This window comes from Corynebacterium stationis, assembly GCF_001941345.1.
GTDB lineage: Bacteria > Actinomycetota > Actinomycetes > Mycobacteriales > Mycobacteriaceae > Corynebacterium > Corynebacterium stationis.
The window spans coordinates 1899718-1921825 of record NZ_CP009251.1 but is presented as its reverse complement, the minus strand read 5'-3'; the positions used below and the strand labels follow the sequence as shown (position 1 = coordinate 1921825).

General features: G+C 56.7%; 20 protein-coding genes. 10 read left to right on the top strand and 10 right to left on the bottom strand.

Going from position 1 to position 22108, the window contains the following annotated elements; genetic code table 11:
* Positions 1–70: 70 nt before the first annotated feature.
* The 3 genes from CSTAT_RS08935 (at position 71) to CSTAT_RS08925 (ending at position 2987) form a co-directional block, all read left to right on the top strand.
* Positions 71–1522, top strand: a complete 1452-nt coding sequence (locus CSTAT_RS08935; protein WP_075723149.1) for a glyceraldehyde-3-phosphate dehydrogenase — start codon at positions 71–73, stop codon at positions 1520–1522.
* Positions 1523–1663: 141 nt separating this feature from the next.
* Complete coding sequence (locus CSTAT_RS08930) at positions 1664–2125, top strand: hypothetical protein (protein ID WP_211272998.1); 462 nt, start codon at positions 1664–1666, stop codon at positions 2123–2125.
* Positions 2106–2987: a hypothetical protein gene (locus tag CSTAT_RS08925; protein ID WP_075723147.1), complete on the top strand. Its 882-nt coding sequence runs from the start codon at positions 2106–2108 to the stop codon at positions 2985–2987. The genes CSTAT_RS08930 and CSTAT_RS08925 overlap by 20 nt, the downstream gene beginning before the upstream one ends.
* On the opposite strand, the gene CSTAT_RS08920 is transcribed toward CSTAT_RS08925, so the two are convergent.
* The 9 genes from CSTAT_RS08920 to aztD all read right to left on the bottom strand — a co-directional run bounded on the left by CSTAT_RS08920 (position 2988) and on the right by aztD (position 11936).
* Positions 2988–3881, bottom strand: a complete 894-nt coding sequence (locus tag CSTAT_RS08920; RefSeq protein ID WP_075723146.1) for a fumarylacetoacetate hydrolase family protein — start codon at positions 3879–3881, stop codon at positions 2988–2990. It lies immediately after the preceding gene.
* 48 nt (positions 3882–3929) lie between these two features.
* Positions 3930–4463: an aminoacyl-tRNA hydrolase gene (pth, locus tag CSTAT_RS08915; protein WP_075723145.1), complete on the bottom strand. Its 534-nt coding sequence runs from the start codon at positions 4461–4463 to the stop codon at positions 3930–3932.
* 113 nt (positions 4464–4576) lie between these two features.
* Positions 4577–5215, bottom strand: a complete 639-nt coding sequence (locus CSTAT_RS08910; protein WP_075723144.1) for a 50S ribosomal protein L25/general stress protein Ctc — start codon at positions 5213–5215, stop codon at positions 4577–4579.
* 275 nt (positions 5216–5490) lie between these two features.
* Positions 5491–5706, bottom strand: a complete 216-nt coding sequence (locus CSTAT_RS08905; protein WP_066795239.1) for a hypothetical protein — start codon at positions 5704–5706, stop codon at positions 5491–5493.
* Between the two features lie 79 nt (positions 5707–5785).
* Positions 5786–6562, bottom strand: coding sequence for a DNA alkylation repair protein (locus CSTAT_RS08900; protein WP_083640784.1), 777 nt, complete (start codon positions 6560–6562; stop codon positions 5786–5788).
* Positions 6563–6631: 69 nt separating this feature from the next.
* Positions 6632–7606: a ribose-phosphate diphosphokinase gene (locus tag CSTAT_RS08895; protein WP_066795235.1), complete on the bottom strand. Its 975-nt coding sequence runs from the start codon at positions 7604–7606 to the stop codon at positions 6632–6634.
* Between the two features lie 139 nt (positions 7607–7745).
* Positions 7746–9254, bottom strand: a complete 1509-nt coding sequence (gene glmU / locus CSTAT_RS08890; protein WP_419186519.1) for a bifunctional UDP-N-acetylglucosamine diphosphorylase/glucosamine-1-phosphate N-acetyltransferase GlmU — start codon at positions 9252–9254, stop codon at positions 7746–7748.
* A 64-nt stretch (positions 9255–9318) separates the two neighbouring features.
* On the bottom strand, positions 9319–10629 hold the full coding sequence (locus tag CSTAT_RS08885; RefSeq protein WP_075723142.1) for an MFS transporter: 1311 nt from the start codon (positions 10627–10629) through the stop codon (positions 9319–9321).
* Between the two features lie 35 nt (positions 10630–10664).
* On the bottom strand, positions 10665–11936 hold the full coding sequence (gene aztD / locus CSTAT_RS08880) for a zinc metallochaperone AztD (protein WP_075723141.1): 1272 nt from the start codon (positions 11934–11936) through the stop codon (positions 10665–10667).
* A 164-nt stretch (positions 11937–12100) separates the two neighbouring features.
* On the opposite strand from aztD, the gene CSTAT_RS08875 reads away from it, so the two are divergent.
* From CSTAT_RS08875 to CSTAT_RS08855, 4 genes are all read left to right on the top strand, one after another.
* Positions 12101–12880: a trimeric intracellular cation channel family protein gene (locus tag CSTAT_RS08875; protein WP_066795222.1), complete on the top strand. Its 780-nt coding sequence runs from the start codon at positions 12101–12103 to the stop codon at positions 12878–12880.
* A gap of 275 nt (positions 12881–13155) precedes the next feature.
* The gene (locus CSTAT_RS08865) at positions 13156–13803 is read left to right on the top strand and encodes a TetR/AcrR family transcriptional regulator (RefSeq protein WP_066795219.1); all 648 of its coding nucleotides are present in this window, start codon (positions 13156–13158) and stop codon (positions 13801–13803) included.
* A 29-nt stretch (positions 13804–13832) separates the two neighbouring features.
* Positions 13833–17504 (top strand): transcription-repair coupling factor, encoded by a 3672-nt coding sequence (gene mfd / locus CSTAT_RS08860; protein ID WP_075723883.1) that lies wholly within the window; start codon positions 13833–13835, stop codon positions 17502–17504.
* A gap of 15 nt (positions 17505–17519) precedes the next feature.
* Positions 17520–18173, top strand: coding sequence for a MazG nucleotide pyrophosphohydrolase domain-containing protein (locus CSTAT_RS08855; protein WP_075723140.1), 654 nt, complete (start codon positions 17520–17522; stop codon positions 18171–18173).
* A gap of 9 nt (positions 18174–18182) precedes the next feature.
* Here the strand turns inward: CSTAT_RS08855 and CSTAT_RS08850 are convergent, their stop codons facing one another.
* Complete coding sequence (locus tag CSTAT_RS08850) at positions 18183–18638, bottom strand: hypothetical protein (protein ID WP_075723139.1); 456 nt, start codon at positions 18636–18638, stop codon at positions 18183–18185.
* Positions 18639–18854: 216 nt separating this feature from the next.
* On the opposite strand from CSTAT_RS08850, the gene CSTAT_RS08845 reads away from it, so the two are divergent.
* The 3 genes from CSTAT_RS08845 (at position 18855) to CSTAT_RS08835 (ending at position 22092) form a co-directional block, all read left to right on the top strand.
* Positions 18855–19667, top strand: coding sequence for a lytic transglycosylase domain-containing protein (locus CSTAT_RS08845; RefSeq protein WP_075723138.1), 813 nt, complete (start codon positions 18855–18857; stop codon positions 19665–19667).
* A 172-nt stretch (positions 19668–19839) separates the two neighbouring features.
* Positions 19840–21117, top strand: coding sequence for a phosphopyruvate hydratase (eno, locus tag CSTAT_RS08840; RefSeq protein ID WP_066795210.1), 1278 nt, complete (start codon positions 19840–19842; stop codon positions 21115–21117).
* A gap of 219 nt (positions 21118–21336) precedes the next feature.
* The gene (locus CSTAT_RS08835) at positions 21337–22092 is read left to right on the top strand and encodes a septum formation initiator family protein (RefSeq protein ID WP_075723137.1); all 756 of its coding nucleotides are present in this window, start codon (positions 21337–21339) and stop codon (positions 22090–22092) included.
* Positions 22093–22108: the final 16 nt, after the last annotated feature.

The following is a 22108-nucleotide window of genomic DNA, read 5'->3' as shown; positions in this document are numbered from 1 at the left end:
TGTGGTTGATACCCCCACGACGATTTTAAAGCCGCACAACTGTGCGCCCAATCCGCAAAGGAATGATTTCGTGACTGAGTCCGCACCTGAATTCGAGAACTGGAATGAGCGCGTACGGCACGCTCAGGAAATGATTCCACTCATTTACCAGTTGCACCGCAAAAATAATGTGGTGACCTCTATTTTTGGTCGACTGCTCGTCGGTGTTACCGATATCGACATCATTAAGTCCCACCGCTACGCACGCCGCTTGATCAACCGTGACCTGGGCACCGCTGAAACCCTGCCAATCCTGCGCGAGCTCGTGGACATGAACCTGGGCACCGCTTCGATCGACATGGGCCGTTTGGCTGAAGGTTTCCGCGCGGCTGAGACTGATGACCTGCGCGCATACCTCGAAGAGGAGCTCAAGGAAGTCGTCGGCACCGCGACCCAAAACGAGTCCCGCGATGTTGTCCTTTACGGCTTTGGCCGCATCGGCCGTCTGCTTGCCCGCATTCTGATTTCGCGCGAAGCTGCCTACGGCGGCGTGCGCCTGCGTGCCATCGTGGTACGTAAGAAGGGCGATGAGGACATTCACAAGCGTGCCTCCTTGCTGCGCCGTGACTCCGTTCATGGTGCATTCAACGGCACCATCGAAGTGGATGAAGAAAACGAAGTAATCTGGGCAAATGGCACCAAGATCCAGATGATCTACGCCAACGATCCAGCAGATATTGACTACACTTCCTACGGCATTGACAATGCTGTTTTGGTGGACAACACCGGTGTCTGGCGCGACCGTGAGGGCCTGGGCCAGCACCTCAAGTCCAAGGGCATTTCCAACGTGCTGCTTACCGCACCGGGTAAGGGCGATGTGAAGAACATTGTCTACGGCATCAACAACCAGGATATGTCTGCAGAAGACAAGATTCTCTCCGCTGCATCGTGTACCACCAACGGCATTACCCCTGTTCTCAAGGTCATCAATGACCGCTACGGTGTTGTCCACGGTCACGTGGAAACCGCGCACTCCTTTACCAATGACCAGAACCTGATTGACAACTACCACAAGGGTGACCGCCGTGGTCGCGCTGCTGGTTTGAACATGGTTCTGACCGAGACCGGTGCTGCGAAGGCAGTGTCTAAGGCATTGCCAGAATTCGAAGGCAAGCTGACCGGCAACGCCATCCGCGTTCCCACCCCGAATGTTTCCATGGCCGTGCTGAACCTGGAGCTTTCCCAGGACGTGGACGTAGAAGAAGTCAACAACTTCCTGCGCGATGTTTCGCTGCACTCCAACCTGCGCCAGCAGATCTCCTACATCGCCTCCCCTGAGGTAGTCTCCAGCGACTTCGTTGGTTCCACCCACGCTGGTGTAGTCGATGGACTTGCCACCATCGCCTCTGGCAAGCACCTTGTGCTTTATGTCTGGTACGACAACGAGTTCGGCTACTCCAACCAGGTCATTCGCATTGTCGAAGAGCTCGCCGGCGCCCGCCCGCAGGTTCTTCCACAGCGTTTGGAGCCTTCCGCGCTCTAAGCTTTAGCCTTTAGGGGCCAGCCCCCTCGAAGTCTCATCTTCGAAGCCCCAGTCGGTTTATTCTGACTGGGGCATTGTTGTGCCCATTCCCACGCTGAGATGCGTTGTTGAAAAGTGCTTTCAGCCGTAAAATATAGCGCTATGAGTAATCCTGAGCCTGATGCACCAGAAGAAGTAGAAACCCCCAAACCGCCGTCAGACTCAGAAGCATCGGGGCGCAATTCCAAGTTCGCTCCCATCCCGCTTATCCTGTGTATTGCAGGCATGCTGATTTCGCCATTCTTTGTCGCCACCTTCGTACCGGAGGCAGCCGCGGGTTGGACCGTGCTGGGCATCTTCTTCGTGCTGGCTTTGGGCACTGGCGTGTGGTTTGGTGCTATCACCAAGCCCACCTGGTGGTTTCCCGTGGCAGTCGGTGTTGCGTTCATGCTCACCCGTGCACTGTATTTCCAAGATGGGCTTTTTCTCTACGCTCTTGGCTTTGCAGCCCTGGCCGGTGTTGGCACGCTGCATAGCGGTGCAGGCAAGCTAGAGCTTGACGATGACGACGCCTCCGCCGTTGATAAGTTCAAGGAGGTCGAGCATGGAGAAGTGGGCGCTTAATCACCCCAAGTTGGGTCTCATTGAGCTCGAAGTTGGCTATGACTCAGAATTTTTAGAGCTCGACCCGACCTGGCCTGAGGAGCCGAAAGAAGACGAGGAAATTCGACCGATCACGGCTGAATCGGGGTTGAAGGAGCGCTTCGGCGCACTGTTTAACAACCCTTCAGTCCGGGCGCGAATTTTGCTCAACGGCCAGGTCCTACATCGCGTCAATACTGCTGCCAGCGGACGCTACCTTCTGGAAGATTCAGTTAAAGAAGGCGAGCTCACTGGCCACAATCCCGGCCTCGACCGCGCAAAACCTCATGTGAAGGTCACAGCGAATTTCTTCGATGAAGTACTCGAAGTGCAGTTCCGGCAAGGCAGCGAGATAGTCATATTTGATCCGCCTGCGGGCAGCCGCGGGGAAAAGCGACGTCAAGCCATGGAATCCAGCACGATTAAACGCGTGGGATTTCCTATCCTTGCAGGTCTAGGCAAAGGCGGCTGGGCGATTGCCGCTATTATTCTGGCCTCGGTATTTTCGCGGATTGTGAAATGGCTGCTGTCTTTGCTGCCGGATTTCGACATCAATTGGCCCTCGCTGCCGGCTCTTCCACAAATTGCGCTGCCTACGCCTAGCTTGCCGCAGATTCACCTACCCACGCCGAATATTGACATCGAAATCAACCTGCCGGCGCTTCCTGCCTGGGTGGAGTTTCTACTCGACTACAGCAAGGTGTGGGTGCCCATTCTTATCGGTATCGTGGTGGGCCTGTTGGCGCTGCGTAACTACAAGAAATCTGAGGAAACCAAGCGCGCATGGGAGAAGAAGCAGCGCGCGAAGGCAACGGCAACGAACACTGAGCCTGATGAGCAGTAATTAGTGGTGGCAGCTGCAGTTAGGTCCGCAACCACCTTCAGCTAGCTCGCCGTAGTGCGTGGTGTTTTCGATATGGCCGAGCCCATCGATTTCAATGCGCACCGTCTGGCCGTCTTGAATAAACTCCCCGCGCGCAAAGCCGACGCCTTCAGGGGTACCGGTGACAATCACATCGCCTGGGTTGAGTGGATACAGCGAGGAACAAAATTCAATGAGCTTAGCCACCGAGAAAATCAGGTCATCGGTGTCATCGTCTTGTTTGAGAACACCGTCCAAGCTGGTGCGTACGCGCGCATGGTTACCGGGGGACCACTCATCGGAAGTAGTCAGCCAGGGCCCAAACCCGGCGGTGCGGTAGAAGGACTTGCCGGCATGAAATTGCGTGGTCTGGCGCTGGATATCGCGCAGGGTGTAGTCATTCATAATCGCGTAGCCAGCGACATGGTCAAGGGCTTCAGCTTGGGCTACGCGGTGCGCTCGCTTTCCGATGACTACCGCTAGCTCCCCTTCATAATCTAGCTTCTGCGTGCCAAATTCAGGGATATAAATATCGTCGTAAGGACCTGTCAGGGCGTCGGCGAATTTGATGAACAAGGTGGGATGTTCAGGAAACTCGCGATTCATTTCGCGGATGTGCTTGGCGTAGTTTAAGCCCACGCAGATGATTTTTTCGGGATGCGGAACAACCGGCGCTAAGTCTTCGGTGGCAAAGACCATGGGCTCACCTGAAAGCTCTGCAGCTTTAGCCCAATCGCCGCTGCGCAGCAACGCTCCAACATCGTCGAAGTCTAATTCGATGCCTGTGAGCATAGTGGAGTTCATCAGCGAAGTCGCTTCGCCTTCGATGCGTACGGCGGTGGTTCCAAAAGCAGTCTTTACAGTCGCAAGTCTCATACCGAACCACTCTAGTCAAAGAAAACGCAGCACCTTGTGCTTTAGCCGCTAGATTTCTTCGATTAAATCGGCAGCGTCAGCGCAGATGATTGGTAGTTCGTCTAATTCTTTGCGCGCGAATGGTTTCAACACATAAGCGGCTGGCGCCATGCGCCCGGGTGGGCGACCGATGCCGCAAGATAGTCGGTGATAGTTTTTTGTGCCCAAAGCCTTGGTGGTATCGCGCAGGCCGTTGTGCCCGTGGTCACCACCGCCGAGCCGCAGGCGAACCTCGCCGAGCTCCATGTCCAATTCATCATGAATGACCACGATGTTGGCAGGGGAGATTTTGAAATAATTCGCTAGAGCTTTAACTACTCCGCCCGAAAGGTTCATGTAAGTACGCGGCTTTGCCACAATCACCTTACGCCCGGCGATGTTAATCTCGGCGACATCAGCGTTGGTGCGCTTATGCGGGGCAAATTTCCCGCCGTGGCGAAGCGCTAGTTCTTGGGCTGCTTCAAAGCCAATATTGTGCCGGGTCCGTTCATACTTCGGCCCGGGGTTTCCTAAACCCACGACCAATAATGCATCGTTGCTCATGATTAACCATTAAAGCATAACCAAAACACAAAGCCCGCTGTGGGAACCGGTTGGTTCATCACAGCGGGCAGTGGCCTTTAAACAGGCCAAGTAGGATTAGCGCTTAAGAAGAATTACTCTTCGGTTGCTGCGTCCTCGGAGGACTCAGCGCCAGCCTCAGCGCCGCCTTCTTCAGCAGCCTCAGCAGCTGCCTCAACCTCTTCGTCAACCTGTGGCTCGGAGATGGAAACGATTGGGGACTCTGGGTCTGCAACCAAGGTGGTGTCCTCTGGCAGAACAACGTCTGCAGCGGTAACAACGGTGCCGTCTTCCAGGCCTTCGAGGGAAACTTGGATCTCTTCTGGGATGTTCAGAACGTCAGCTTCAACCAGCAGAACGTCGGTATCAGCGATGAACATCAGACCAGGTGCTGGCTCACCAACGAAGGTCAATGGAACTTCAACTTCAACCTTCTCGCCGCGCTTAATGGACAGCAGGTCAAGGTGATCCATGTTCAGGGTCAGAACGTTCTGCTCGATGCCCTTAACCATGGTCAGGTGCTGATCGCCGTCGATCTCGAGCTCCAAAACAGCGTTGGCGCCGTAGTTACGGATCAAGGAGTGCAGCTCCAAGATGTCAGCTGCGAAGTGGATTGGCTCGGTGTTGGAACCGTAGATAACACCTGGAACCAGGTTTGCGCGACGCAGACGACGTGCGGCACCCTTGCCGAATTCGTTACGTGCTTGAGCTTTAATTACAGGACGCTGTGCCATGTTTTTCTCCTTCAAGAAAATTGTCGAAAGTATCTTTTTCAAGTCAATTCAGTGGGAAGGCGAGCTCTTGCGAAAAGAAAAAACCTGCCAATGAATCGCGTCAAGGTCGAGTCATCGCAGGTAAGTGCATACTCATCGCGTCGATAACGGATTTAAGCTCACCAGATACAAATCAAGCAGCTGGTAGATTAAAGCCCTCGCCGAGACGGGCTTAAACTTACCAGCTGCATTAGCGCTACCACAAATTAATGTGAGAGAAAAAGTGCGATACGCCGCTACTTTTCTTTCGGTGTGGAGTGCTCAGTAATTACTGACTTCGGAGGAATGAAGTATTCTGCGTCGAAGCCGGGATCTTCATCAGCAGATAGCTCTTCAACGGCTTCAGAAATAGCGACCTTTTCTAAGTGCCTGCCAGCTAGGTTGGAGCCCATGATTTCTTCCGAGAGCTGGCGCCGGTGCGTCGTGGTGAATTTCTGCTTCGGGTCAATCATACGCAAGGTTACGGATGTTATTGCGGCGCTTCATCTCCTCAGTCATTACTTGGAATAACTAGTGGGATCGCGTGAAGTATTATGAATCGGTTACAAGTACTTTAAAGCTTCCTTTTTGGAGAGTTTTTTTAAGCGGCAGCGCGCTATCTGGGTGGTGCTCATCGACAAAATCAAGCACCCACTGGGGGTCATGCCGCGCAAAATCGCGCAGTGCCCACCCAATCGCTTTGGTAATAAAAAATTCTGCAGAGTACGCCGTATCCGCACCAAGATTCGATTCAATGACCTCGCGCAGCAGTTGGGTATCAGTTTTTTCGCCAAAGCTTAGTTGGCATAAAATCGCAATGCGCCGTGTCCACATATTCGCAGCTTCTGCCCATTCGAGCATGAGCGCGCGGGCGGATGAGGCATCGTTGAGCGAATTAGGCTCCTTGCCGCGTCCCCTGGAACCAGGCACCAAGGCTGTACCCGCGCATTTTGCTAGATGGTCGACGGTATCCCACCAAGACTTTGTCTCCACCAACTCCTGTAGCTGACCAAGGTCAGCGATGGTCAGCTTCTGCCGGCGCAGGTGGTCAACCGCGGCGTACTGGCACTCCCGTTTCGGATGCGCCCACAGCGCAAAAACAAAGTCCCAGTCGAGGCTTCGCTTGGCGATGATTTCTTTGACCGCCTCCTTGCGCGGTGTCGCCGCAATCCCAAAGAACTCAAACTGATCGCGCATATACGCAGCCATCCCCACCGCGCGCTCAGCATCGGCGCTAGCTTCAAGGGCAGCTACCACCTCCGCGGCTGCTGGTGATGTCCTAGGGGAGGTTGTGGGATCGAAAAAGCTACTCGGAGCCATATCTTTCATGTGCTCCAGAGTAGCTTTCCTATCCGGTCCTATTTGGTCTTGTCCTGTAGAAAAATCTCTCAGATTTTTCTACGCGGACTCGAAGAGGGTGGTTACCGAACCATTTTCGAAGATCTCATGAATCGTACGTGCCAACAGCGGCGCGATCGACAGCACGGTGAGGTTGTCCCAGCCCTCGGTGGACTGAGGCAAGGTGTCGGTGGTGATAACTTCCTCAGCACCGCACTCAGACAGGCGCTCGCGTGCGGGGTCAGAGAAGACGCCGTGGGTACACGCGATAACGACGGAACGTGCGCCAGCTTCGCGCAGTACGCGGACCGCGCCAGCGATGGTGCCGCCGGTATCAATCATGTCATCGAGCAAGATGCAGTCCTTGCCCTCAATATCACCGACCACGCGGTTGGACACGGTCTTATTCGCTTCAGTGTTGGAGCGAGACTTGTGGACGAATGCCAGTGGGGCATCGCCAAGCTCATGTGCCCACTTTTCTGCAACCTTGACGCGGCCTGCATCTGGGGAGACCACAACAATGTTGTCGATGGAGTACTTGGACTGGATGTACTCGGTCAAAATCGGCATGGCGTGCATGTGATCGACAGGGCCGTCGAAGAAACCCTGAATCTGGTCGGTGTGCAAGTCCACCGACACAATGCGGTCAGCACCTGCGGTAGCCAGCAGGTCAGCCACCAGGCGAGCGGAAATAGGCTCGCGACCGAGGTGCTTCTTGTCCTGGCGAGCATATGGGTAGAACGGCAAGATAGCCGTGATGCGCTTAGCGGAACCACGCTTGAGCGCATCAATCATGATGAGCTGCTCCATGAGCCACTTGTTCAACGGCTGGGTGTGGGACTGCAAAACAAAGCAATCTGCACCACGAACGGACTCTTCGAAGCGAATGAAGATTTCGCCATTCGCAAAGTCACGGGCGGTGGTAGGAACCAAGTCAGTGCCTAATTCCTTGGCAACAGCCTCACCCAACTCTGGGTGGGCGCGCCCGGAAAACAGCATCATATTCTTGCGGCTATCAGAAATCTTGCCGGTCATAGCGGTCTTTGACCTTTCATTGAGTGGGGAATGCGTGACGCTTCTTTAATCAAGGAAGACCATCACCGTTGAATCCTTTACCCGGAAGCAAGCTTGGGAATCCAACATTTAAGATGATGATAACTCCATTGAATCTAGACTAAACGTCGCTATTTACAGAATCATCATCGGGTTTTGCGCCATCCGCACCGTCTGCTGGCGCACTGGCTGATGAGGCTTGAGCGGCGTCCGCCGCGTCGGCTGCCGGGGTACCTGGGCGCTTCTTCTGCACCCACCCTTCAATATTGCGCTGCTTGCCGCCAGAGACCGCGAGCGCTCCTGGGGGAACATCATCTTTAATGATGGTGCCCGCGCCGGAATATGCGCCATCGCCAACGTTGACCGGAGCGATAAACATGGTGTCCGAACCGGTGCGCACGTGGCTGCCGATGTTGGTGTGGTGCTTATTGACACCGTCATAGTTTACAAATACCGAGGACGCACCAATATTAGATTCCTCACCCACGGTGGCATCACCGATATAGGTCAGGTGCGGAACCTTAGAACCGCGGCCAATCTGCGCATTCTTAGCTTCGACGAAACCGCCAAGCTTGCCGCCTTCGCCCAAGTCCGTGCCCGGACGGATGAAGGTAAACGGGCCGACGTTAGCATCAGGGCCAATGACGGACTTTTCCCCGTGGGTGCGGATAACCTTCGCGCCGCGCCCTACCTTCATATCGGTCAAGGTGGTATCTGGGCCGATGACAGCGTCATCGTCGATGTGGGTGGCGCCCCACAGCTGAGTACCCGGGTGGATCAAAACATCGCGACCAATGGTCACATCCACACCAATCCAAGTGCTGGCTGGGTCGATGATGGTCGCACCGTTGCGCATTGCCTGCTCAATCATGCGGGCGTTAAGCTCCGCACCAGCAGCAGCTAGCTGCACGCGGTCATTAACACCTTGGAGCTCGTTGGCATCCTCGGCCACGAAAGCACCAACGCGGTGGCCAGCAGCGCGCGCAATTTCTACGACATCGGTGATGTAGAGCTCGCCTTGAGAGTTATTGGAATCTAATTTGCCCAGACCGTCGCGCAGCACTTGGCTGTCGAATGCAAAGACGCCAGAGTTGACCTCATCAATGTCACGCTGGGCATCGCTTGCATCTTTGTGCTCAACAATCGCGGTAACTTCATCCGCGTCATTGCGCACAATGCGGCCGTAGCCAGTCGGGTCAGACAGCTTAATGCTCAAGACCGTGACATCGTTGCCGTTATCCACGTGTGCAGTTCGCAGCTTGTCGATGGTCTCCGCGCGCAACAAAGGCACATCCGCGTTGGTGACAATGACTGTGCCTTCAAAATCTTCGATCGCTGCTAGTCCGCAGCCAACAGCATGGCCGGTGCCATTTTGTTCAGCTTGGATCGCCTGGACGACCTCGCGCTGCAAGTCGCTGGCGATGGCCTCAACCGCGGGGCCGACCTGGTCGCGCTGGTGACCAACAACGGCAACGATGTGCTCTGGGTTGAGATCCGCTGCCGCCTGCAGCGAGTGGTGCAGCATAGACCTGCCGCCGATTGCATGCAGGGTCTTTTGTGTCGCCGATTTCATGCGGGTGCCGGCGCCAGCTGCAAGAACAACAACTGCGCTGGAGGGGTGAGTTTGCACTAGGTTCATACTCCTGTACGTCAGGCTTGTTTATATCTGTGTATATCCATCGCCAATCATAACGCTATGTGTTCCGCGATACCTCCGGTAGCTTCCCGGCGCGCCAGGTGCCGATGAAGCCAACGGCGGCTAAAAAGAGCAGGGCGGCTTGGTTTCCAAAGACCGCAATGACCGCGGATACGCCTCCGACCAGCAATAAGACAACGCCCATTAGCGTATTAGCTGAGGCGACATACAAGGTGCGCTGATCGCCTTCGGCCATGTCCACGACATAGGTCTTTCGTGCGACACGGATGCCGGTGTGTAGGAGGTTGATGGCGAAAAAGCCTATCGGTAACAAGTAGAAGCTGATTTGCTGCGGTAAAAATTGCGCGGATGCGACGATGAGAACCAGCAGGGCAGAGGCGATAGCGGCGCCAATTGACATCACCCGGCGTGAGGAAATATCAGAAAGCCGGCCAGAGACGACCCCGCCGAGCAGCGATGCCAAACCCGAGGCCAGGACGAAGCCAGCCAGGCCGCTTAAAGAATCATTGCCTACCGAGTGCGATAAAGCGACGATGAAGGAAGTCGATAGTGCGGATACCAGCATCAGCGAGCGAACGATGACGAAGTCACGGAATTGGGTGTCTTTGAAAAATAGCGCCCAGGTATCGCTCCACCACTGCACGCGCTCACGCGAATCAGACTTTGCGGAGTGCTCTTTGCTCGACTGGCGCTCAGCTTGCTGACGCTCAACCGACTGACGCTCACTTGGCTCGACGATGCCGGTAAAGACCACGGACGCCACAGCCCACGATGCTGCGCCGATGGATAATAAGATGACGATGGCGGTGAGATCGACATCGCCGACAAAAAGCAGCAACCCGCCGACAATAAGGGTTGCTGCGCCCCCGAGTGTAGTTGCGCGGCCGGTGACAACACCGCGCTTTCCTTTGGAAATGGTTTGTCCCTGAACATCCTTGCCAGTAATGGAGCACAACGCCCGGCCGATGGATAACATACCCAGCAAGACCAAAACGACGATCCCAAGGGCAAGGGATTCCATGACTACTGCCGCCACGGCGATACCAAGGGCAGCGAGCGCCTGCACGATACCGCCGATGATCCACAGCTTCTTGCGTGAAGGAGAATTTAAAACCCACGGCGTGAGTGCCGCCTGCGGCAGCATGGAGCCGGACTCACGGATGGGAACCAACAGCGCTGTCAGGGCCGCGGGTACGCCGGCGGCTTGGAACAGCCACGGCAGTACCGTCTTGGCGGCGACCAACTGATCCCCGAGATTCTGCACGCCATTGGCGATAACAAAGCGGCGGGCATTGTGGGACTCGTGCGGGAGATCTCCCGGGGTACTGCGGGAATCAGAATCAGTCATGAGACTGTATCTTAGCCGGTGCGTGAGGCTTAGATTTAGCCTTCGACACCAGTGATTTCGTTGAACTCTTTACCAACGTTTATAGATTGTTCAACCTCGCCACTGCTGAGGTCAACCACGTGGATACTGTGCGCGCCGGGCTCGGTGATAAAGGCTTTCTCGCCTTGAATAAATAAGGTCGGGCGCGGCTGCTGCCACTGCGTGGGCTCTTCCCAGGCATCGGTTACGGGAATGGACTTGGTGATTTCTGCGGTTTCCGGATCGATAATCCGCAAGTTGCCATCGGTGCCCAGCACCAGTGCTTCACCATTCGGACCGCGGCCAAGGGAGCGGAAGGAGTAGGAAGCGTCGACATCGACAAGCGAAATGGCGTCGTCGGTGCTCTTTTCAGTATTTATCAGCGCGATGCGGGTAGGCCTTTCTAATTCCGCATCCTTATCAACTTTGTAATCGGCCAGTACAACAGGGGAGTGCTCCGAACCAGCCTGGTTGCCCATGCGGCCATAGTCATCGGGCGCGGTCGCCTTGGTGAATTCACCGTCCTGGTAGATGACGACACCATCTTCACATCCGAAAGTGATCGCACCGTTGCCCGCGACGGCTTCTCCATGCACCCCAGGGCAGGTATCAATCCGCGCAGTTTCTTCGCCATCGGCATCGACGGCGACGATGGTGGAGCGCTCATCCTCGGTGCCTTCGGTGTGCACCATGCCGCCATCATCTAGGGCAACCGCGACGCCGTGGTGCGGGGTGAGCTCAAAAGTCTCATCCGCAGCGTCGGGCAGCTCTAGTTCCGCATCCTGTGAGCCGGCGGTCAGTGCCTCGTTGTCAAGTTCCTGAATGATGCCGTCGCCATCGCTAAAGAGCAGCGTGCGGCCCGCGTTGTTGACCACATGGCCAGGCTTGTCCCCGGCAAAGACCTGCTCGGTCAGCTGTGGATCGGTGGTGTAGGAGTGCGAGTGATCTCCGTGCGGCTGCGTCCATGCTCCCGCATCTAACACGCGAAAGCCCTCCGGGGTGCTCACCGCGAGGGTGCGCTGGTCACCTAGGGGATTGAGCCGGTTGAAGCCTTCAAGAGGGATATCGGTGATTTCCTCGAGCGTTTCAGCATCTAAGACCGTGATGCCACCGTCGTAGGTTGCCACGAGGCGGGCTTGCGGGCTGGTGACTTCGGCAGCAACGCTGCGAGCTTCGCTGGTGTTAGTTTCGCTAGAACTAACGCCAGTCTCTGCTGGCTGCGAACATGCCACCAAGGCAATGCAGGCGCTGAGCGCAAGGGGAGCAAGAACAAATCTACGTGTGGACATACGTGTGGACACGGGAACCCTTTCCAGGTACTTGAAAAACGTTTGCAATAAGAAGCTAGCCCGAAGTCCCGTCTAATGAAAAGTGTTTCCAATAGAGTTGTGGAGAATTACCCCTATTTGAAATAAAAACCCAAGCCGGGCGGGGGTGAGTAAAGTGTGTGGGCATGGAATCAGTGGACCAGACCATCGATACGCTCTACCGCAGCCTGGATTTGATAGGTGTCGTTCTCAACGGCATCATCGGCGGCACCATCGCGCGCCAGCGCAATTTCGACATCATCGGGTTTATTTTTCTCGCGCTCTTTTCCGCCACCGCCGGCGGCATGATCCGCGACATGCTCATCAGTGATGGTCCTGCTTATGCCATTTCCGACCCGCTTTATCTGATCCTCGCATGCACCGGCGCGCTGATTGCCGCATTGATAGATCTCAAAGGCCGCGCGTGGGAGATTTTCAAAGTGCATGGCGACGCCATCATTCTGGGCGCTTGGTCAGTCACTGGCTGTGCCAAGGCGCTGGCCTATGGCATGCCGTGGATAGCGTGCATTTTCATGGGAGTGCTCACCGCAGTGGGCGGCGGCATGGTCCGCGATGTTGCTTCGGGGCAGATCCCTTCGGTCTTCGGCGGCAATCCGCTGTACGCTACGCCGGCGATCGTGGCATCCGCAGCGATGGTCGTCTTCGCCGAAACCGGGCATGTGGGACTTGGCATGATTATCGCCCCGCTCTTTGGCACTGCCTTAGCCGTGATGGCGTATTGGTTCCATTGGGTGCTGCCGCGCGGAATTGACTACGCGCCGTTTAACTACACCGCGGCGCAAATGGCGGCCGCGGTCAAAAAGGCAGAAAGGCTCGGCTTTAAGCGCGGCAGGGCAGCGAAAGCGGACAGGTCTGACAAGTCCGGGGCCGAAGATGACAGCGACGCGGGCGAGGACGAAAAATAACAATGCAGCCACCGAAGATAAACGGTGGCTGCATTCTTTTTGCTTCCCCACCAGGACTCGAACCTAGAATGACGGTACCAAAAACCGTAGTGTTGCCGATTACACCATGGGGAATCACGGGCGATGCATATTGGCAGTGCGCTCGTGTACGAAAATATCGTACCTTACCGCTCGCGCGGAACTAAATTGCCCCGGCCAAGATCCCCCGATGGCAGGGTTGGTGCAGGTGTAGGCCGCCTTGCGGGGGAAGTAGGCTTCTTCGCTAAGCTGTAGGCATGGCACGACAAAGGATGACTGGTAAGCAGCGTCGCGAGCAGCTGATTTCCATTGGGCGTTCGGCATTCGCGGAACAAGGATTCGATGGCACCAGCGTGGAAGATATCGCCGCCCGCGCCAAGGTGTCCAAACCCGTGGTGTATGAACACTTCGGCGGAAAAGAAGGCTTGTATGCAGTCGTCGTCGACCGCGAAATGCAAGATTTGGAACGCCGCATCACCGAATCGATTTCCACCGGCAGTTGGCGCGAGCGCATCGAGCAAGCAGCATTGGCGCTGCTAACATACGTGGAAGAAGAAACCGATGGCTTTATGATCCTCGTGCGCGATCCCAGTTCCAAGCAGGACCGGGCTTTTTCCACCTTGCTCAATACCGCTGTGAGCCAGGTATCTCACATCCTGGGTACCGCTTTTACCCATCGCGGCTTTGATGAAAACCTCGCGGTGCTTTATGCCCAAGCGCTCGTCGGCATGGTCTCGATGACCGCGCAGTGGTGGTTGGATGAGCGCCAACCGGCCAAGGAAGTAGTGGCGGCCCACGTAGTGAACTTGTGCTGGAATGGCCTTTCGAAACTAGAAACCAGTCCCAAGCTGGGGTCGCAAAAGCTTATCGATGCCCCCGCGACCCCTGATCAAACGGAAGCTTAGAAGAAATCATCATGTCTAACTCTCCAGCTATGCTCGCCGGACTGCTCAAGGTAGCAGCCTCTGATCCGAAGCTGAAAGGCCTTGCTAATAACGTTGGCCAGGACAAGCTGCATATCACCGGTATTGACCAGGCGCGACCGTGGGCGATTGGTACGCTCGCGCATCACGCACCGGTGCTGGTGGTCACCGCTACCGGGCGTGAGGCAGAAGACCTCACGGCAGAACTAGCAGCGATGTTGGGGCAGAAGGTCGGATACTTTCCAGCGTGGGAGACCCTGCCGCATGAGCGTTTGAGCCCGGGCGCGGATATCATCGGCAAGCGTGCACAAATCCTGCACCAGCTAGAACAAGGCCGACTCGATGTGGTCGTGACAGCCGCGCGCGGTTATTCCCAGCCGTTGCTGGAGAAGGTTATGGGCCGTGAGCCGATTATTTTGCGCGAAGAGGGCGAATATGAGCTCGAAGATATCGTGCGTGCTTTGGAATTCCGCGCCTATTCACGCGTGGATATGGTGGCCAAGCGTGGCGAATTCGCGGTGCGCGGCGGCATTATTGATATCTTTCCCACGACCTTGGACTATCCGGTCCGCGTGGAATTTTGGGGCGATGAGGTCACCGATATTCGTCAGTTCTCCATCGCTGACCAGCGCACCATTCCCGAAATTGAAGTCGGCTCCGTGGAGGTTTTCCCGGCGCGTGAGCTGCCGATTACCGAAGACATCGCCAAGCGTGCGGACGTCCTAGCCACCAAGCATCCTGGCAATCCTGCTCTCGTTGAATTGTTGAGCAAGGTTGGCCAGCGCATTCCGGCTGAGGGCATGGAAGCGCTGTTGCCGGTGCTTTCCGATGCCAAGATGGTGCCTCTCACTGATTTTATGCCCGCAGGTACCCACGTGGTCCTGATTGCGCCGGAGAAAATCCGCACCCGAATAGCTGACCTAGAATCCACCGACGCCGAATTCATGGCGGCCGGTTGGGAAGCCGCGGCGATGGGCGCGGATGGCCCGCTAGCGACCAAGGGATTGGACACCGAAGCTTCGAGCTACCGCTCTTATGAATCTTTGGAAGCCTCCTGCGAAAAGGCCGGCCTGCCACAGTGGACTTTTGCGCCGACGGGGATGTTTATCGCCGATGAGGCTGATACGCTGCCGCTGGACTTTGAACCTGGTCCGGCCCCGCGCGGAGACATCAAAGAAATCGATGCGATGATGGCGCAACTGCTCGCGCACACCCAAGCCGGTGGGCGCGCTGCTTTCATCGCGCCTGCGCAAGGCGCCATCAAGCGCATGGTGGAACGCTTTGCTGAAAAGGGAATCCCCACCAAGGTTGCAACCCCGGGCTGGCAACCTTCGCCGGGAGAAGTCACCCTCTATCAGGCACTCAGCCATGCGGGCCTCGTCTTTCCGAAGGTGCGCAAGCACACCGACGCTGCTGCGCTACCACTCGTTGTAGTCACCGAAACCGACCTGACTGGTAACCGCGTTGGCGATATCGCAGGTGCTAAGCGCCGGCCAGCCAAGCGCCGCAACCGCGTTGATCCTTTGGCTCTGAAGCAGGGCGATTTCGTTGTGCACGAAACCCACGGCATCGGCAAGTTCTTAAAGATGGCGGAACGCACCATCCAATCGGGTGATGAATCCTCGCGCCGCGAATACATCGTGCTCGAATACGCGCCCTCTAAGCGTGGCCAGCCCGCGGACCAGCTGTGGGTGCCCATGGACTCATTGGACATGCTGTCGAAATACACCGGCGGCGAGTCCCCACACCTATCGAAGATGGGTGGCTCGGACTGGAAGAACACCAAGAAGAAGGCGCGCGCTGCGGTGCGCGAAATCGCCGGCGAGCTGGTGGAACTCTACGCCAAACGCCAAGCCTCCCCAGGGCACCAATTCCCGCCGGATACTCCATGGCAAATGGAGATGGAAGATAACTTCCCTTATGTGGAGACCGAAGACCAGATGATGGCTATCGATGCGGTCAAGCATGACATGGAATCTCAGGTTCCCATGGACCGCGTCATCGTCGGCGATGTGGGCTACGGCAAGACCGAAGTCGCCGTGCGCGCTGCTTTCAAGGCCGTCCAAGACGGCAAACAGGTCGCAGTCTTGGTCCCAACGACCCTGTTGGCGCAGCAGCACTATGACACTTTCGCCGAGCGGATGGGCGGATTCCCCGTCGAGATCCGCGTGCTTTCACGCTTTACCTCTACCAAGGATTCCAAAGAAATCATCAAGCAGCTTGCAACCGGTGAAGTCGACGTGGTCATCGGCACGCACCGCCTGCTGCAAACCGGCGTGCACTGGAAAAACCTTGGGCTGATTGTCGTCGATGAGGAGCAGCGCTTCGGCGTGGAGCACAAAGAACACATCAAGGCGCTGAAAGCATCCGTTGACGTGCTGACTATGTCAGCGACCCCGATTCCGCGCACCCTCGAGATGTCCATGGCGGGAATTCGCGAGATGTCCACCATCCTCACCCCGCCAGAAGACCGTCACCCCGTGCTGACCTATGTCGGCGCCTATGAAGACAAGCAGGTTGCTGCGGCCATCCGCCGTGAACTTTTGCGCGACGGCCAAACCTTCTTCATTCACAACAAGGTCTCCGACATTGAAAAGAAGGCTCGCGAACTACGCGACCTCGTCCCCGAAGCGCGCGTGGTGGTCGCGCATGGGCAGATGAATGAGGAATTGCTGGAAAAGACCGTGCAGGGATTCTGGGACCGCGAATATGACGTGCTGGTGTGTACCACCATCGTCGAAACCGGCCTGGATATCTCCAATGCGAACACACTCATCGTGGAAAACGCACACCACATGGGTCTTAGCCAGCTGCACCAGCTGCGCGGACGTGTCGGCCGCTCGCGCGAGCGCGGCTATGCCTATTTCTTGTACCCCAAGGGCGCGACCTTGACCGAGACCAGCTACGACCGCCTGGCTACGATTGCCCAAAACAACGACTTGGGCGCGGGCATGGCCGTGGCGATGAAGGACTTAGAGATGCGCGGTGCCGGCAACGTGCTGGGCGCGCAGCAATCCGGCCACATCGCGGGCGTTGGCTTTGACCTCTACGTGCGTCTGGTTTCTGAGGCAGTGGATGCCTTCAAGGCCCTCGCGCGCGGCGAGATGCCTAAGGCGACAGATAATGGGCCGAAGGAAATCCGCATCGACCTGCCTGTCGATGCCCACATCCCAGAGTCCTACATCAATTCAGAGCGCCTGCGCCTGGAGGTCTACCGCAAGCTCGCTGCCAGCCAGGACGAAAAGGACCTGCGCTTGGCAGTGGAAGAGATGGAGGACCGCTACGGTCCAGTGCCCGAAGAAGTCGCACGGCTGCTCGCCGTTGCGCGGCTGCGCCACCAGGCCCGCGCCGCAGGCGTTACGGACATCACGGTGCAGGGCACCCGGATCAAGATCCACCCAGTCGACCTGCCGGATTCCAAGCAGGTTCGCCTCAAACGCCTGTTCCCAGGTTCCAACTACCGCGCGGCAGCGAAGGCTATTCAGGTATCGTTCCCGAAGGCAGGTCGGAATGTGACCGCGCCGAAGCTGCGCGATGTGGAATTGTTGCAGTGGATGGCAGATTTCTTGTCGCAGATGTTCGATCTATCTGAGGTGGATGTCACCGGCGGCAAACGCCAAACCTCGGTGACCACCAAGTCTGGTGCCAAGGGCGGGAAGAATATTATCTCTGTAAGCAACTAGATAGAATGCGAGTTCATGACCGTATTATTACTCGATGAACGCTGGCCTACTTTGATTCCGATGGAGTGGGTGGGCAAATTATCAGGACCGGTCACTTTCCACCCCGAGGTCCCCGTCAAGGTGCAGTGGAATATCAGCGCAATCCTTGATGCATCGGATAGCGAGTCGGACGAGCTCTACGTCGCCTTTGATGAAGACCTTCCCGAGGTTCGCGAGCGCATCGACGCCGGCGCGCAGGTCTACGCGGTACCTTCGCGCGAGGATGCCGTCTACCAAGCGCAGCGCGTCATGCACCGCGCCTATTCTCTGGGGGAGTGGGAGCGCTCGCACACCCATGAGACCTTGCTTCCATACCTGAAAGAAGAGGCCGCCGAATTCGCCGAAGCGGTTTCTAGCGGCGCAGATGATGCCACGGTGAAAGCAGAGCTTGCCGATGTTTTCCTGCAAGTCCTATTCCACGCCGAAATCGCCAGCCGGCGCGGAGCCTTTGGCATCAACGACGTGGCGCAAGCTTTCATCGACAAGCTGCGCAGCCGCGCGCCCTATCTATTCGATGGCACCGTGTTCGTTGTCGACATAGAAACCCAAGACCGCCTGTGGCAAGAAGGCAAGCGCGCCGAGCTTGCGCACGCTGCGCTAACGCAAGCTGAGAAGAACACCCGTAAATGAGCCTAGGTCTTAAGCCTTTGGCTTGAGGGCTTCGCTGGAGAGATCAAACAGCTGTGGGCCAAAATCATTGAGCACGGTGTTGAGCTCGCTGGAGCCAAAAGGCGTCGCAGGATTTGGCTTGACGATGCCACACTCGAGCGCCTTATCTGCAACCTGGCCTGTGTACTTGGTGACCGCCAGGGTGGTCAGATCGGTGGGGTTGCCCTTGGTGCCGCTGGCCTGACGCAGGTTCTGCACCAGCTCATTGCGGGTGGTTTCCTTGTTGTAGATGCGTCCGCCGTTGGTGGCGTTCAGGGTATCGAGCGCGCCGCGAACATCGGAGCACTTCGCGTTGTTGATCAGCCCGGTTGCCACCTTGTCAGCGGCACCGATATTGCCCAGATCCAAAGCAGATGCACCAGTCATCGCGCCAAGTCCTAAGACGCCCGCCAGTGCCGTCGATGCAAGAATGCGACGAATTTTCATTTTTAACCCCTTTAATCACCAGTGAAAGGTGTGGCGAAGCGCCACAAATAACGGTACTGAGCCTAACCCACACTGTGAAAGAAATCTATCAAAGTGATAAAAGTTAATGAAAATGTCATAACTTCCAGCTGGGTTCTATCTGAGGGAGCGCTGTGAAGGTCATAGGGTGTGGTGGGGCATTATGGCCCGCTTCGACAACTAGGTAGAATTCCCGGGGTGACTGACAAGACTCAACGAACCCTGGTGAGAGGGTGTGGCTGCGGCGTAGTGATCGCAGTTATCCTCGTTGGAGCCTTAGTGATCTTGATTGGCACCGCGCTTTTTGACAGCTTTTCAAACCGCGGAGTCTCACCTTCGCGGACCTTGCAGCCAGTGCCAGAAGATGTTCCGCCCACCGCGCCCGCCGAGGTAGCGGAAATAGACGTCAACGCGCCCGGCCGCACCGCTGACCGTTTGACCTATTGGGCTGCCGATTTAGCGGAACAAACCGGCATCGACCCCCAGGCTCTGCGTGCCTATGGAAACGCGGAGCTCATCGCCAAGCAATCCTGGCCTGAGTGCAATCTGCGATGGAATACGCTCGCCGGAATTGGCTGGGTGGAAACTCGTCACGGTACCTACAGTGGCAACTTCTTCAAGCCTTCGAAGCTGGATGAAAATGGCTACGCCGACCCGCCGATTATCGGTATTCCACTGGACGGAACCAATAACACAGCAAAGATCCTCGACACCGACGGCGGCGAATTTGATAACGACACCGAATTTGACCGCGCCGTAGGTCCGATGCAATTTATTCCTGAATCCTGGGCGCGCCACGGCCGCGACGCCGACGGTGATAATTACCCCAACCCGCAGCAAATTGATGATGCTGCACTCTCGGCCGCCAACCTCCTGTGCTCCCACGGCCGCGACCTTTCCGCTGAACAGGACTGGTTGGACGCGATTTATTCCTATAACTATTCCAACGATTACGTCTCACGTGTGGCGCGCGCAGCTAATTCCTATGCCATAGGCCAGCCGGCGAACTAGCCACGAAATATCCGTAAATTTTCCCCGAATCTGTCATTATATGCACCGTTCTGGAAGAATTACTTGCAAGGTGCGATGAGGCCTGCCACTTAACCCGGTAGGCTGTAGCGTGCGTGACGGTAAGCTGCGCACCGCATATTGAAAACTAGTGGAACTAGGAGTGAAATCGGATATGGCCGATATTTTGCACGTATTTGCGCGAGAGATCATGGACTCCCGCGGTAACCCAACCGTAGAGGCAGAAGTCTTTCTGGAAGACGGTGCGCACGGCACCGCAGGTGTTCCTTCGGGCGCTTCCACCGGTGTCCACGAGGCACACGAGCTGCGCGACGGTGGTGACCGCTACCAGGGCAAGGGCGTGCTCAAGGCAGTTGAAAACGTCAACGAAGAAATCGCTGATGAGCTCGTTGGCTTCGAGGCTGATGACCAGCGTCTCATCGACCAGGCAATGATTGCCCTGGACGGCACCGAAAACAAGTCCCGCCTAGGCGCGAATGCCATCCTCGGCGTTTCCATCGCTGCGGCCAAGGCTGCTGCGCAGTCTGCTGGTCTGCCTCTGTACCGCTACATTGGCGGCCCAAACGCACACATTCTGCCAGTTCCAATGATGAACATCCTCAACGGCGGCGCGCACGCTGACTCCGGCGTGGACGTGCAGGAATTTATGATCGCCCCAATCGGCGCGGAAACCTTCTCGGAAGCATTGCAGGTCGGCGCTGAGGTCTACCACAGCCTCAAGTCCGTCATCAAGGACAAGGGCCTGTCCACCGGTCTTGGTGATGAGGGCGGTTTCGCTCCTTCCGTAGACTCCACCAAGGCAGCACTTGACCTCATCGTTGAAGCCGTTGAAAAGTCTGGCTACAAGCTCGGCGAAGACATCGCTTTGGCTCTTGACGTTGCTTCCTCCGAGTTCTACAAGGACGGTAAGTACCACTTCGAGGGCGGCGAGCACACCGCTGAGGAAATGACCAAGGTCTACGCCGAGCTCATCGAGCAGTACCCAATCGTCTCTATCGAGGACCCACTGGATGAGGATGACTGGGCAGGCTACACCACGCTTATCGCTGAGGTAGGCGACAAGGTACAGATCGTCGGCGACGACCTCTTTGCTACCAACCCAACCCGCCTGCAGCGTGGTATCGACGAGAAGGCCGCCAACGCACTTCTGGTCAAGGTCAATCAGATCGGCACCCTGTCCGAAACATTCGACGCCGTCGACCTGGCGCACCGCAACGGTTTCCGCACCATGATGTCCCACCGCTCCGGTGAAACCGAGGACACCACCATCGCTGACCTGGCAGTCGCACTTGGCTGTGGCCAGATCAAGACCGGTGCACCAGCTCGCTCCGAGCGCGTTGCAAAGTACAACCAGCTCATTCGCATTGAGCAAGAGCTTGCCGATGCCGCCGTCTACGCCGGCCGTTCTGCATTTCCTCGCTTCCAGAAGTAAACGAAGTAAACCTTACGGGCACCGAGCCCACTAGGTTTTTAAAACCCCAGTGCCATTTTTCGCACTGGGGTTTGTTCATGGGATTAGCTTTGTCGACGAACTCGAACCATCGTTGCGGCGGATCGCCGCGACTTTTAACCTGGCAATTTTATGAGTATTTCACTTCTGTCACGCGTGCCACGTGAGTTCGCGCCTTCGCGGCGCTAGGATGAGAAATCTATGGCTAGCGAGAAACAGCAGAAACCCAAGAAATCCCGGACCACCGTACCGGTGGCTTCGCGTGCTGCTGACCGCAAAGCTACTTCCAAGTCCAAGACCAGCCCTGCGGGGACTGGACGCACCCGCAACCGCCTCGACCTGGTCGGCTTCGGCGTCTTGGTTCTGGTCGCGCTGCTTATTCTTGCTGTCATCGCCGTGCCCCTGCGCAACTACTACCAGGGCCGAACTGAGATCATCCGCCTGGATGAGTCGATCATGGCCAAGCAGGACGAGAAAGAGCGCCTGCTCACCGAGATCGATAAGTACAAAAGCGATGCCTACATTGAACAAGAGGCACGGCGTCGCCTCGGTGTTGTTGAGGAGGGCGAGGTCGCTTTCCGCATCTTGGATCCCGAAATCACCTCCGGCGACAGCGTGACCACCGACGAACAAGCCGAAGCCGAAAGCCGCAACTGGCACGAAGTTCTGTGGGACTCTATTGCCGAAGCCCCAGACCCAGTGGCCACAAATTACTCTCCGGGTGAACAAACCCCGGCAGAAGAAACTCCTGCCGGTGGCGCTCCCGCTGACGGCACCTCGACTGATGGCGCTACAGAAGGCGATGACTCCAACGGTGGCTCCCCAGAAGAAGGTTCCCCAGCCGGCGACGGCAACCAAGAAGGTGACGCACCGGTAGGCAACGTCGTTGAAGAAGAACCAGACGCTCCGGACCCAGTCGGAGAAATGCCGCCGGGCGAAGTCCCTTCCGGCCAATAGTCCCTTCCCACCACAA